The sequence below is a fragment of the Parabacteroides acidifaciens genome (assembly GCF_003363715.1).
GTDB classification, from domain to species: Bacteria; Bacteroidota; Bacteroidia; order Bacteroidales; family Tannerellaceae; genus Parabacteroides; species Parabacteroides acidifaciens.
The window spans coordinates 15,788-29,501 of the sequence record NZ_QREV01000021.1 but is presented as its reverse complement, the minus strand read 5'-3'; the positions used below and the strand labels follow the sequence as shown (position 1 = coordinate 29,501).

Below are 13,714 nucleotides of genomic sequence, written 5' to 3'. Positions count from 1 at the left end.
ATGAAAAGTTGTTATTGTTATTTGTTGGCGTTGTTGTTGGTCACTGCTTGTTCCGGTAACGGGAGAAGTGTGAAGAACGAGTTTAGAGGAAAGTTGGTAGCTACCAAACAATTGGTGGAAACGGGCGAGAAGAAATTCCGGCTCGATACGGATACGAAAGTGAAGCCTCCTTATATACAGATTTATACCGATGATGCGGGCGATTGTTTGTTGACATTTTTGAATAACCGGAAGAATGCTATTTATTTCTATCGCTATTCGGATACGACTTATCTTAAGCAGATTGCATTTGAGCGTGAAGGGGCCGATGCGATCATGAGCGCGGGTGCTTATTATGTCAAAAGTCCGGATTCGATCTATGTGTTCAACCGCCCATTGATCGAAATCGCTTTGGCGGACAGTTCCGGTCATGTGCATAATCGTGTCACTTTGTTGGATAAGGAAGATAAAGAATGGGCGTTGCATAATCCGCAATATCTGTTTTCGCCTGTCGTACCGTTGATGTTGATTGAGAATCATCTGATTTTGCCCGGAATGTCTCCTTTTCCTGAAAATCTGGCAGATAGGGAAAACTTCCGTTTTACCACCTGTATCGATCTGGCGACAAACAAAGCGGAATATCACCATCTCTATCCGGAAGAATTGTTCGGTAACGGCTACAATTGGGGTGGAGACCTGATTCTTCAACCTTATCCGGCTATCAGTCCGGAAGGGAAGATGGTTCATAGCTTTACCTGCTCGCATGATCTTTATATTTCGGATTGGAAGAATGAAGCCGAAACTAAAGTTTATGGAGGTGGTAATACTGCCGGAACGATCCGTTCTATTGACCATGAAGCTAAAGGAACGCCGGACGAACTTGTTTATGCTTGCTATATGCAGCAGGATTTATACGCTGCGCTCATTTACGATCCATTCCGTAAAGTCTATTACCGGTATTTGCAACGTGGCTTGCCTGATGCGGATCTGAAAACTCCTCTTGATAGCAAGCCGTTGACAATTATCGTAATGGACGATCAATTCCGCTATCTGGGCGAGACGGAAATCGGTACGGGGCAGGAATGGAATTGGACGAACTCTTTTGTTACGGCCGAAGGGTTGAATATAGAGCATATCGGAGATGAACCCGAAGATGACGATTTTCTGACTTTCGGTTTGTTTAATCTGAAAGATTTATGATAGTATGAGCAGACCGGTCGGTGGGCAAACTTATAGAAATGAATTTATATAGATTGTGTTTATGTAAATATCGATTCGGTCTATATAATCGTGATATTGTGTCTTATTTGTAATATGTGTCTCGTTTGTGCTTCAAAAAGATTCTTATATTGTTAAATTGTGCTCGTTTTGATATTAGTTAACAAAGTTTTACTGTATTCAAGAACAATGTTCTAAAACATGTTGTTATATTTGTAGCAGCAAAAAGATAAAAGGTGAAAAGATAGGGGACAGCGGTCCCCGTGTTTAGGTTTAACAATTTAATGTTTAGGTATTATGAGACGTTTAGGTATGGCTGTTGCAGCCGTTTTATTATGTGCAACGATGGGTTTTGCACGCGAAAACCGTAACAATGTGAGTAAAGAACCGTTTGCTATTAACTTTGAAAAATTGAGCAACTATTTGCAGTTGTCATCTTATCAGGCTAATGAAGTGGCAAACATCAACGAGTATTTTCAGGATATGCAGAAGGAGAGTCTCAGGTCAAGCGAACAGATGCGCGACAAGAAGATGCGCCAGGCTGTTTATGGGAATCTGAAATTGATGAAGAAGGTTCTTACACCGGAGCAGTATCGCAAATATGTGATCCTGTTGAATGTGACCAACAATAATAACCGTACGTTGAGTTTCTGATTCAAAAAGGTTATTTCTGATAACGGAAGAGATTGCACACACAAAGTGTGCAATCTCTTCTTTTTTTATCTATCTTTGCGCTGTTTTTTAACAAATAATGAACACATATAAATCGAAACAACAACGCAAACATGGAACAACCGCTTAATCTGGCCTCTAATGCCGCATTGAAAAGAAATGTAGCAGACTACACTTTGATTGTTATTGGTGCTTTTTTCCAGGCACTTAGTTACGTCCTCTTTCTTGCTCCGTACAAGATCGTACCGGGAGGTGTGTATGGTATCTCGATCGTACTTCATTATGTAACAAAAGGAGTTTTCTCTTTTATGCCCGATGGTCTTCCGATGGGTGCGACGGCCCTCTGCTTCAACATCCCGCTGATGATTCTGGCAATGAAAAAGATCGGTTTGGCGTCCGGGCCTAAAACGATCGTGACGTTTGTGTTAATTTCCACCTTTACGGACTCATTGTCCTATTTGTTGGGAAATCAGCCTTTGGTTGAGAACGATAGCTTTATCGCTTGTTTCTATGGCGGCGCAATCCTGGGTATCGGTGTGACTTGCGTGTTCCGGGCGCAGAGTACCAGTGCGGGAACGGATGTACTGGCACGTGTGATTGCCAATAATTCGAATCTGAAAGTCAGTAATATGATTATCGTGTTGGATTCATTGGTAGTCTTGTTGGGGCTGATTGTTTTCCGCGATTGGGCGGTTCCTTTGTATTCGTGGTTTACTATCTTCGTTTACGGGAAAATCGTGGAGATGTTCCAGACCGAGAATCCCAACCGGGCTGTCTTTATCGTATCCCGGAAAACACAGGAAATAAAGGAGCTGATCGTCGGGAAGATGGGAATGCGCGGTACTTTTTTGCACGGACGTGGTATGTATGAAGGCAAGGAAAAAGAAATCATCTTTACCATTGCTGAACGTAAAGACCTGCCCCGTCTGAAAGACGAGGTGAAGGAGATCGACCCGAATGCCTTTATCTCCACCATGCACGCGAGCAAGGATTCACCACGACCGGGAATCTAAAGAGTTGAAAGTTGAGAATTGAAAGTTGGAAGAGGTGGATTGAAAGTTAAAAAGTGGTAGCAAAAATAACTTTCAACTTTCAATTTTCAACTTTCAACTAAAATACATACCTTTGCCACATTTAAAAACAAACTGTAAGAAAGAAATGCCTAATATTTCACAACGAGGAGTCAACATGCCGGCTTCTCCTATCAGAAAGCTCGTTCCGCTTGCCAATCAGGCTAAAGCTAAAGGTACTAAGGTGTATCATCTGAATATCGGCCAGCCCGATCTGCCTACGCCCGAAGTCGCGATGGAAGCGATGCGCCGTATCGACCGTAAAGTGTTGGAGTATTCTCCGAGTGAGGGTATCCGCAGTTTCCGTGAAAAGCTGGTGAAATATTATGCGAAATTCAATATCCTTGTGGATGTTGACGATATCATCATCACGACCGGCGGATCGGAAGCCGTCTTTTTCTCTTTTATGGCTTGTCTGGACCCGGGAGACGAGATTATTGTGCCGGAACCGGCTTATGCCAACTATATGGCGTTTGCCATTTCGAGCGGTGCCGTGATCAAGACGGTACCGTCTACGATTGACGAAGGGTTTGCCCTTCCTTCCGTGGAGAAGTTCGAGGAGCTGATCACACCGCGCACGAAAGCGATCCTGATCTGTAACCCGAATAACCCGACCGGTTATCTGTACACGCAGAAGGAGATGGACCAGATTCGCGATATCGTAAAGAAATATGACCTGTTCCTGTTCTCCGATGAGGTTTACCGTGAGTTCTGCTATACGGGTGCGCCCTACATTTCCGCCTTCCACCTGAAAGGGATCGAGAATAATGTCGTGCTGGTCGATTCCGTATCGAAACGTTACAGTGAGTGCGGTATCCGTATCGGAGCGCTGATCACGAAGAACCAGATGGTGAAGGAAAATGTTATGAAATGGTGCCAGGCCCGTCTGAGCCCTCCTTTGATCGGCCAGATCATTGCCGAGGCTTCGCTCGACACTCCGGAAGAATATATGCTGGATGTATATAACGAATATGTGGAACGCCGTAAATTCCTGATAGACGGCCTGAACCGTATTCCCGGCTGCTATTCGCCGATACCGATGGGGGCATTCTACACCGTTGCCAAGCTACCGGTGGATGATGCTGATAAATTCTGTGCCTGGTGTCTGAGTGAGTTCGAATATGAAGGTCAGACTGTCATGATGGCTCCGGCTTCCGGTTTCTACACGACTCCGGGCTTGGGAAAGAATGAAGTCCGTATCGCATACGTCCTGAAAAAAGAAGACCTGGCAAAAGCGCTTGTGGTGCTTCAGAAGGCGCTGGAGGCTTATCCGGGTAGAGTTATGTAATGAATTTAGAACTATTTATAGCAAAAAGAATCTATTTCAGCAAGGAGGGGGAGCGGAAAGCTACGCCTCCGGTCGTTCGTATCGCTATGGTCGGCATAGCTTTGGGGTTAGCTGTTATGATTCTTTCTGTTGCTATAGTCATTGGTTTTAAAAAGGAGATCCGGAACAAAGTGATCGGTTTCGGATCCCATATCCAGATCACGAATTTCGATAATAACACATCCTACGAATCGACGCCTGTTGCGGTAAGCGATACGTTGCTCAATCATCTTAAATCCTTTCCCGGCATCACGCATGTGGAGGCCTTTGCTACGAAACCGGGCATTCTGAAAACAGATACCGATTTCCAGGGAATTGTTCTGAAAGGGGTGGATGAGAACTACGACTGGACCTTCTTTCGTAATAATCTGAAAGAGGGAGAGATTCCTGTTTTTGATAAAGACAAGACCTCTACCGATGTGCTGATTTCCTGTTATCTGGCTAATATGCTCGGATTGAAAGTCGGTGATTCGTTCCTGACTTATTTCGTAGGTGAGAATATCCGTCCCCGCAAATTCCATATCACAGGTACTTACGAGACAGGTTTTGTCGATTACGACAAGATATTTGTGATGGCTGATATTCGCCAAACCCGTCGCCTGAACGATTGGGATGCAGACGAGGTTAGCGGTCTGGAGCTTCAAGTGGATAATTATGACCATCTGGATCAGATTGCAGAAGATCTGTATTTCGATATTGCAGAGAAACAGGACCGGAACGGCAATAGTTATTATACCCGCTCCGTCAAGGAAATGAATCCGATGATATTTGACTGGCTGGATGTGCAGGACATTAATGTAGTCGTGATTCTTGTTCTGATTCTTGCCGTTGCCGGGTTTACGATGATTTCCGGGCTTTTGATCATTATCCTCGAACGTACCAATATGATCGGTATCCTGAAGGCGTTGGGAGAATGCAATACCAGCATTCGTAAGATATTTCTTTATATCTCCTTTTTCCTGATCGGCAAGGGGATGATTTGGGGGAATGTGATTGGAATTGCGCTTTGCCTAATCCAATCCTTTTTCCATGTTGTGAAACTGGATCCGTCCATCTATTATCTGGATGCAGTACCTATCGACTTGACGGTATTATCTCTTGTCCTGCTGAATGTCGGTACGCTGGCCGCCTCCATGTTGATGCTGTTAGGGCCTTCCTACCTGATAACCCGTATCGAGCCGGCTAAAAGCATACGGTTTGAATGATTTATTTATGGCTTTGGTCGCCTGGCGGTGGAAAAACGAGGACTGTTGTATGTGACAGATGAAAAAAGTGCGGAGATAAAAGGTTTATTATCAGTGATGATTGAAAAATGATGAAAAATATATGCCGGCAACTCTTGCATAATTCAAATAAACCACCTACTTTTGCATCGCAATTCAGAGGAATGGCGGTGAAAAAAGAAATAATGGTTCGGTAGTTCAGTTGGTTAGAATACATGCCTGTCACGCATGGGGTCGCGGGTTCGAGTCCCGTCCGGACCGCTCAAAATAAACATTTTGGTGCGTTAGTTCAGTTGGTTAGAATACATGCCTGTCACGCATGGGGTCACGGGTTCGAGTCCCGTACGCACCGCGAAAGCCTTGGAAGTGAATACTTCCGGGGCTTTTTTATATCATACCTTTCCTGCTTTATTATGATGTCGGACGACAGTAATGAGTTCTTTTTTGAAGCTTGTTAAATAGATATGCAAAGCGCTTTTTCTTTTAAAATGGAACAATAAAACTTGCTTATCCGATTTATAGTATTATCTTTGTATCAGAGTTTGAGTTACGTATTATTATCGTATAGTTCTTCTTTTCAAAAAGTAGGTCTCTCCATTAATTTTCCTCCTCATACCCTATTAGTAATTAATAAAAATAAAATTTCAAATGAACATTTACATTACAGGCTTGAACTATAGCATTAATGATGCTGACTTAAATGATCTGTTTGCGGAGTATGGAGAAATTACTTCTGCAAAAGTTATTATGGACAGAGAAACAGGGCGATCCAGAGGATTCGGCTTTGTAGAAATGCCGAACGATGCAGAAGGCCAAAAAGCAATCGATACGCTTAACGGAACGGAATTGGAACAGAAAGTTATTTCAGTAAGCGTTGCACGTCCCCGGACGGAAAGACCTTCAAACGGTGGTGGATACCGTGATAGAGGAGGTTATAACAATAGAAGATATTAGTTTTCTTTTATATGAGGATATGTCAAAAATTATAACAGGTTTTTGACATATTCTTTCCTTACAGTTTAGTTAGCACCTGCCCCTTAATGCAATATCAGGACTCTCAAATCCTGTATTTTCCTGTGTTAGAAATTATTTTGCATTCTACTCAAGTCTTTATATGATAGATTGATAATTAATAAAATAAATATATATTACATGGCAAAATCCGTAACATTTAATAAACGAGAAAACGAAAAAAAGAAACAAGCCCGAAGAGCAGAAAAGCAAAAGAAGAAAGAAGATAGAAAGTTGCTTGGGAAAGCCAGTAGCTTTGATGATATGATCGCTTATGTTGATGAAAATGGAGTCATAACATCTACTCCCCCGGAATTCAATCCTAACAAAGAAGAGATAAAGCAGGAAGAAATTCTTATATCAGTCCCTAAAAAAGAAGAAATAGAGACCCCTTCCGTTCTGAGAGGACGCATAGATTATTATAATGAATCGAAAGGTTATGGTTTTATTAAAGACCTTGATGGTAATGAGAAATACTTTTTCCATGTGAGCAATAATTCTCTTGCCGATATTTCTGAAAATGATATTGTTACCTTTGACCTCGAACGGGGCCTGAGAGGTATGAATGCTATAAATATTAGTCTTGAAAATGAATCGGAAAACGAAAAATAAAATTTAAGATATGAAAAAAGGTGAGACCATGAGGTCGGATGCAAATTTATCCAGTCAGTTAACAAAGAATGCTCTGAAAGAACATAAGAAAAGAGTAGGGGAAGTGGTGCTTGTCGCTATTAGCCCGCGTACGACAATCGAACTCCCTGCTAACCTGTCGCAAGCAGAGAGGGATGTCCGCATAGAACTTTACAAAAAGCTGCATAGCTCTAAGGTATAGAATGATAAAAGAAAAGGTTGTCGGTGAAGACAACCGCTCTTTATTTGAATGATAAGCTATTCCATTAATGCAAAGCAACACCAAAGTACAGGCGCTTGTCCATGATAGTCACCTGCTATTCTTCGACGGTCATAATAATACTGCTTATCATTCTTTTTATTGGTTCCGACACACACTTCTGTAACATCTCCTTCTTTATTAATATAAGGAACTAATGCCATCCAAGCTTTGTGCACAACCGGAGAATATTCTTTTTTATCCAGCCATCCCGATTTGACACCTGTGATCATGGCGTATGTAAACATCGCTGTGCCTGATGTTTCCGGCCAGCATTCAGGATCGTCTATCAGCTGATTCCACATGCCGCCCGGCAATTGATATTCTTTCAGGCTTTTCATCATTAAGAGATATCCTTCCAATATGCGGGGGCGATCCTTATTGTCCTTCGGTAAATAACGAAGCAATTCTGTCATGCCAACAGCCATCCAGCCGTTTCCACGTCCCCAGAAAAACGGCACGTCCGGAGCATGGAAGAACAGGCCATTGGGACGTTGGAGTTCATCCAGATACATCACCATTTCACGGGCGGCCCGGTCTATATATTCTCTTTTCCCTGTGCTTTTGTATGCCTGTGATTGGATGATCGTGATCATAAACATATCGTCGATCCATAGACGGGTTTGCCAGGAGAATCCTTTTTCAGCCCATTCTTTTTCTTTAGCTGTTGCGCTGTCGGGCACTTGCCATTGCGTATCCGCATATGGCATACCCATATCCAAATAACGTTTGTCATTTGTGATTTGATAAAACTCAAGCGGCAGACAGCCAAACATATTCAAATCTACGTGGTACATGAGCGGTCGATAGTCCGCTTCAGTGGTAAACAGTGGTTCGAACTTGTTTTGAAGTTGTTTGAACAGCTCGTTGTCTTTGGTTACTGTCGCATATTTTAAGGCTCCATACCAAGTACAAACTTCTGCATAATGGATGCCATCTTTTCCATTCTTGTTATGAAACATATGCTTGGTAGAGATAAATCGTTTGCTTACCAGTTTCCCTACCTCTTTAGGTGTATAGCCTTCCGGAAAATTGTCGAAATCGGATTTGGAACTCGTTGCGCATTGTGTAAAAAATAATAGACATGCTAATGGAATAAAGAATTTTGTTTTCATATTAGTTTAATAAATAGGAAGCTACCCGTTGAATTCGGGTAGCTTCGATTAGACATATTTAATTAATAGTAACCTTGATTTTGTTCTTCAGCATCCGTTCCTCTTGGATTCAAGCGGTCTATGTGCTTTTGAGGAATCGGGCGAAGTTTATGGTGTGATTTGAAGGTTACGGCTCCTTCAGTGTTCCATTTCTTAACGTACTCTTCCAGTTTTTCGCATCGTACTAAATCAGTCCAACGGCAGGTTTCACCTAACAGTTCACGTCCACGTTCGTCTAATATGAAGTCGATGAAATTACTTTGGAGATCTGCCGCCGTTACTTGAATACTTGCAAAAGTATTATTGGTATCTCCCATTTGTCCACCTTCTTCACGCCAGTATTGAGGCATTTTGGTTTCGCCATCTTGCCATGCTGCACGTTTACGGACTATATTGATATAGTCGGCTGCCGTCTGGTAATCTCCATTACGCCCGGCTGCTTCCGCTGCAATCAGATAGGTTTCCGCCAAACGCATCCTTACCCATTCGCGTCCCCCTTGTCCGTCATTTACGGATAAGCGTAAAGGATCGAAATATTTCAGCAGGGGAGGATAGTAGCGGTTGTTTTTAGTAACATCTTCTCTATCCCAGGCGAAATATTTGTAACGATACGTTTCTGTAGTCGGGTTGATACTATAATAGATAGCAGTATCTCCCACTTCCAGTCCTGCGCCTTCGCGGTTGGCATAATAGACCCATTTAAAGCTCTTGTAGAAACGGGAGTCGTTTTTACGGTCAAACAATTGCAACATTGTTCTTTGTGATTGAAGATGCCTTCTGTATGGGCGCCCGTTTTCAAGGTCTCTCGTCATACCCGGTTGGTCTTCATACCAGGAACCCCAATATAAATGGAAGGTATTACCGTCTCCCCGGTAAACAGGATCGGTAGTGAACTGGACTGAAAAGATCACTTCTTTGTTGCCTTGATTATTGATGTCCCACAAGCTGGCGAAATCAGACAGTAATTCATATTGCCCGCTTTCAATGACCATTTTTGCATATTTCAAAGCATTTTCCATATCTGTAGGTTGCTGTCCGCGTTGGTCGCTGACTGCACTTCCGCGTGTAAGATACACTTTGGCTAACAGGTGGGCGGCGGCATATTTGGCGGCTTTTCCTGTCTTGGCCGGTTTCTCGGGAGAATATTCTACCGAATACTCCAAGTCTTTGATGATCTGATTATAAATGTCGGCGACTGAAGCACGCGGGAAATCAGTTCTCACATCGAAAGATACATCCAATACCAAAGGTATATTTCCGAATTGTTGTACCAGTTCGAAATAGAAAAATGCACGAAGGAAAGACATTTCGGCGAGAGCCACTTGCTTTTGGTTTTCCGTCATCGAGGTAGAGCCTTCTACTTGCTGAATTACTAAGTTCGCAGTATTAATCGCTTTATAATGGTTTTCCCAGAATTCATATAAAACACTGGCATCCGGGTTCAACTGGCTTCCGTATTTGTTGAAGGCGTCAGCTTGCTTTCCTGGATCTTCTCCTTGTGTGAATAGATCAGTGCCGTATTCTGTCAGTACATTATATCTTTCATTGCCCGCTCCCCAGCGCATAAAGCTGTAAGTCGCTGTAGCCGCAGATTCAACACCTGCAACAGTCCCATAATAATCAGGAGTTAAACGGGGAAGGTCTTTCTCCTTCAGATAATCATCACAACTTGTCAGTCCGAAGCATGCGCTTGCCAGACTAAGAAGAACGATCTTCTTTATATTATTAGATTCTTTCATTGTTTCTTATTTTTTTGATTAAAAACTTATATTAAGACCTACCAACCAGGTTGAGGGGGTTGGACGTGTATAACCGGCATATGTTCCGTCAACACTTTGGTTCAGCGTATTTTCCGGATCAACTCCGCTAAAGTTTGTCCACATCCATGAATTTTGTGCCTGAACATAGATACGGCAACGTGAGATATCCCATTTCTTTGTAATCTGACTTGGAATGGTGTATCCCAAGGTTACGTTACGAAGTTTAATAAAATCGCTTTTTTCGTAATGTAACGTTTCATAATACGGAAGATAATCGACACCTTCGATCGGACGGGGAAATGCGTTTGTCGGATTTGTCGGAGTCCAGTAATCGACTTTCACATTGCCGTTTCTGTGAGCCTGATTCAGATAACTGATGTTATTTTTAACCATAGCACCGAAGTTACCTTCGAAGAAGAAGCTGAAATCAAAATCTTTATATCTGAATGTGTTATTTAAACTCAATATGAATTTAGGTCTTTGCTGTCCTTGGATAACACGGTCGTCAGAAGTGATTTTGTAATCGCCATTATCCCACAGTCGGATTGTTCCCGGAGAAAAGTTACTTCCGTTTTTATTGAACTTTTCCATTTCGGCACGATCTTCCGGAGTATCTTGCCAGATACCGACTTTCTTATAATCATAGAATACGTTGATTGCTTCACCGATGAACCAGGCGCTACCAGGATCATCTTCTTTACCGTTATATAACTCTACGATCTCTTCTTTATTGGCATACATCATGAAGTCTGTCGACCATGTGAAATTCTTGTTGTTGACATTCAGTGAGTTCAACGTAAGCTCAACTCCCTTGTTACGTGTCTTTCCTACATTCGATTTTATCTGGTTGAAACCGGAAACAATGGGCAATTGTCTGTCTAACAGCAAGTCTTTTGTGTTTTGTAAATACAGATCAATTGTTCCGTTAAGCCTGTTTCCGAAGAATCCGAAATCAAAACCGGCATTCCATTGGCCTGTAGTCTCCCAGGTCAATGTCGTATTAGGCATTTTATCAGGAGCATAGCCAAAGATCGATTCGCTGCCGTAATTATAAGGCTTTTGTGTCAATGTCCCTTTTGTTTCATAAGGATCTACTTCCGAGCTGGCAACAACACCGTAGCCCATGCGCAATTTCAGGTTACTGAGGAATGTCGCATTTTGCATGAATGACTCTTCATTAATACGCCAAGCCAATGCCGCAGCCGGAAAAGCGACCCATTGATGTCCTTCTGCCAGACGTGAAGACCCGTCATATCGGGCTGAAACGGTTGCCAGATATTTCCCTTTAAAACTGTAATTCAATCGAGCCATGAAGGAGGCCAACTTCCACTGTGTCTTACCGCTTTCCGTTTTTTCGGGATTGGAGGCGGAACCTACGTCGTTGTATAGCAATTCGTCAGCGGGGATCCCCTGGACAGGTATTTTGTTGTATTCCCGGAGGTATTCATTGATCGACTGGAGTAAGGTCACACCGATCGTATGATCTTCAAAAGTTCTGTCATAGAATAACAAGTTCTCCCAGGTAAACATAGATCTGTTTTCCGTACCGTTTCTGGCGTAATTCATGGTGTTGCCCCGTGCTTCAGCCGATTGGAAATTATAATCCTGTCTGGTCTCATAGTCTATACCTAAATTCGTACGGAAGCGGAGTCCTTTCAGCGGTAATGTGATGTCGGCATAATAGCTACCGATAAATCGGTTTATCTTTAAAGGATTCGAGACTGCTCCTTCAGCTAACCGGAGCAATGGGTTACGCCATTGGTCATCCGTCCCTGAGACTTTTTCCAACAGATTGCCGTCGTCGTCATAAAAACGTCCCATAGGCATGACACGCCAAGAGTTGAACAGGGTTGAACCTCTTTCCTGTGTGGAGTGGGTATATCCTGTAAATGCCCCGAACTTGATGTATTTATTAACCGAGTGTTCGAGATTCAAACGGATTGAATAGCGTGAAAAGTCTTCATCTTTAACAAGCCCTTTGTAATCATAGTATGAACCGCTGAATGTGAAGCTGGTTTTGTCTGTACCTCCACGTACGCTCAGCTGATGATCGGTAACCATACCGGTACGTTGTACGGCATCCCACCACTTACTGCCTGAGCGGACTTTTGAAGGATCGTAATTGCCGTTTTCATCGTAGGCCATTCGTAAAGACTCCAACGTGTAAGGATCGTTGGCGAAAGACCCGATCTTCTGGTCTTCTTCCCAACTTGGTGTTGCCGAGAGATATTTACCTGTGGAACGGTAGGATTCGCGAACGGTTTCCGCATAAGCTGCACCATCCATATATTCCAACTGGTTCAGCACGGTCTGGAAACCTATGTATCCGTTATAGTCGACCTGGGTTTTTCCGGCTTTCCCTTTTTTAGTAGTTATCAGGATAACACCGTTTGAACCTCTTGCACCATAGATCGCGGTTGCAGAAGCATCTTTAAGAATATCTATCGTTTCAATGTCCGAAGGACTGATTTCATTGAGACCTCCCACGACAGGAATACCGTCCACGATATAAAGAGGATCGCTGCTACCGCTGATAGAGCGTTTACCTCTGATGACAACAGAAGCGCTTTCACCGGGTTTCGTTGTTGAATTGGATACGAATACGCCGGGAAGACGTCCTTGGATGGCCTGAGTTGCACTTGTAACGGGCGATTTGGAAATTGTTTCCGAATTGACAGAGGAGACCGAACCGGTGAGATCTTTCTTCTTAACGGTTCCGTATCCTACTACGACAATTTCTTCAAGTCCCAATGTCTCTGCTTCCAACGTAATGTTCAGGTTTGACTGGCTGCCCACTTTTATTTCCCGTGTTTGATAACCGATATAGGAAATAACAAGTACCGGATTTGTTTCCGCGACAGACAACGAGAATCTGCCATCTATATCGGTCACAGTACCTGTAGTTGTTCCCTTCACCACGATATTCACACCGATTAAAGGTTCTTTTGTGTTATCGACAATTGTCCCGGTAATGGTTCTTGTCTCTTGCTGTAATATTGGAAAAGAGGAATTTGCCTTTTTTGATTTGGCGATTGAAACCTGGCGGTCGTTTATGGTATACGCCAGATCTGTATCGGCAAAAAGATTATTCAAAATAACATCAAGAGTTTTAGAATTGACTTTTATGTCAACCTTCTTTTCCAAGTCTTGACGGACATTGTCGGAAAAAAAGAAAACATACTCCGACTTTTTCTCAATAACTCCGATTACTTCTTTTATCGACTGCTTGTTGACGTCGAGCGAAAGTAACGTATTTTGAGAATAGGTCATAGAAAATGAATTTCCAATGCTTAAGACCAATAAAATGATTATGATTTTCATAATATGTAAGGTATAACGTAGACCGTTAAACCACGATCTATCGAGATAATGATTTATTTTCATATATTTGTAGTGATTTTAAAAGTTTAG

General features: G+C 42.7%; 11 protein-coding genes and 2 tRNA genes. 10 read left to right on the top strand and 3 right to left on the bottom strand.

Annotated features, from left to right (window positions below; translation table 11 throughout):
• The 10 genes from DWU89_RS10455 to DWU89_RS10410 all read left to right on the top strand — a co-directional run bounded on the left by DWU89_RS10455 (position 1) and on the right by DWU89_RS10410 (position 7,332).
• On the top strand, positions 1–1,179 hold the full coding sequence (locus DWU89_RS10455; RefSeq protein WP_115499591.1) for a DUF4221 family protein: 1,179 nt from the start codon (positions 1–3) through the stop codon (positions 1,177–1,179).
• Between the two features lie 315 nt (positions 1,180–1,494).
• Positions 1,495–1,851 (top strand): hypothetical protein, encoded by a 357-nt coding sequence (locus DWU89_RS10450; protein WP_115499590.1) that lies wholly within the window; start codon positions 1,495–1,497, stop codon positions 1,849–1,851.
• A 131-nt stretch (positions 1,852–1,982) separates the two neighbouring features.
• A complete protein-coding gene (locus tag DWU89_RS10445) occupies positions 1,983–2,882 on the top strand; it encodes a YitT family protein (RefSeq protein ID WP_115499589.1) in 900 nt (299 codons plus the stop codon).
• Positions 2,883–3,027: 145 nt separating this feature from the next.
• Positions 3,028–4,227 (top strand): pyridoxal phosphate-dependent aminotransferase, encoded by a 1,200-nt coding sequence (locus DWU89_RS10440; RefSeq protein ID WP_115499588.1) that lies wholly within the window; start codon positions 3,028–3,030, stop codon positions 4,225–4,227.
• Positions 4,227–5,471 carry an ABC transporter permease gene (locus DWU89_RS10435; protein ID WP_115499587.1) on the top strand — a complete coding sequence of 415 codons (1,245 nt, stop codon included), beginning with the start codon at positions 4,227–4,229 and terminating at the stop codon, positions 5,469–5,471. Before DWU89_RS10440 ends, DWU89_RS10435 begins: the two co-directional genes overlap by 1 nt.
• A 205-nt stretch (positions 5,472–5,676) precedes the next feature.
• Positions 5,677–5,750 (top strand) — tRNA-Asp (locus DWU89_RS10430).
• Between the two features lie 17 nt (positions 5,751–5,767).
• Positions 5,768–5,841, top strand: a tRNA-Asp gene (locus DWU89_RS10425).
• Between the two features lie 296 nt (positions 5,842–6,137).
• On the top strand, positions 6,138–6,443 hold the full coding sequence (locus DWU89_RS10420; RefSeq protein WP_115499586.1) for an RNA recognition motif domain-containing protein: 306 nt from the start codon (positions 6,138–6,140) through the stop codon (positions 6,441–6,443).
• Positions 6,444–6,641: 198 nt separating this feature from the next.
• On the top strand, positions 6,642–7,112 hold the full coding sequence (locus DWU89_RS10415; RefSeq protein ID WP_115499585.1) for a cold-shock protein: 471 nt from the start codon (positions 6,642–6,644) through the stop codon (positions 7,110–7,112).
• Positions 7,113–7,122: 10 nt separating this feature from the next.
• On the top strand, positions 7,123–7,332 hold the full coding sequence (locus tag DWU89_RS10410) for a hypothetical protein (protein ID WP_115499584.1): 210 nt from the start codon (positions 7,123–7,125) through the stop codon (positions 7,330–7,332).
• Positions 7,333–7,388: 56 nt separating this feature from the next.
• Here the strand turns inward: DWU89_RS10410 and DWU89_RS10405 are convergent, their stop codons facing one another.
• The 3 genes from DWU89_RS10405 to DWU89_RS10395 form a co-directional block, all read right to left on the bottom strand.
• The gene (locus DWU89_RS10405) at positions 7,389–8,504 is read right to left on the bottom strand and encodes a glycoside hydrolase family 88/105 protein (RefSeq protein ID WP_115499583.1); all 1,116 of its coding nucleotides are present in this window, start codon (positions 8,502–8,504) and stop codon (positions 7,389–7,391) included.
• 62 nt (positions 8,505–8,566) lie between these two features.
• Positions 8,567–10,282 carry a RagB/SusD family nutrient uptake outer membrane protein gene (locus tag DWU89_RS10400; RefSeq protein WP_115499582.1) on the bottom strand — a complete coding sequence of 572 codons (1,716 nt, stop codon included), beginning with the start codon at positions 10,280–10,282 and terminating at the stop codon, positions 8,567–8,569.
• A gap of 18 nt (positions 10,283–10,300) precedes the next feature.
• On the bottom strand, positions 10,301–13,687 hold the full coding sequence (locus DWU89_RS10395; protein ID WP_115499581.1) for a SusC/RagA family TonB-linked outer membrane protein: 3,387 nt from the start codon (positions 13,685–13,687) through the stop codon (positions 10,301–10,303).
• Positions 13,688–13,714: the final 27 nt, after the last annotated feature.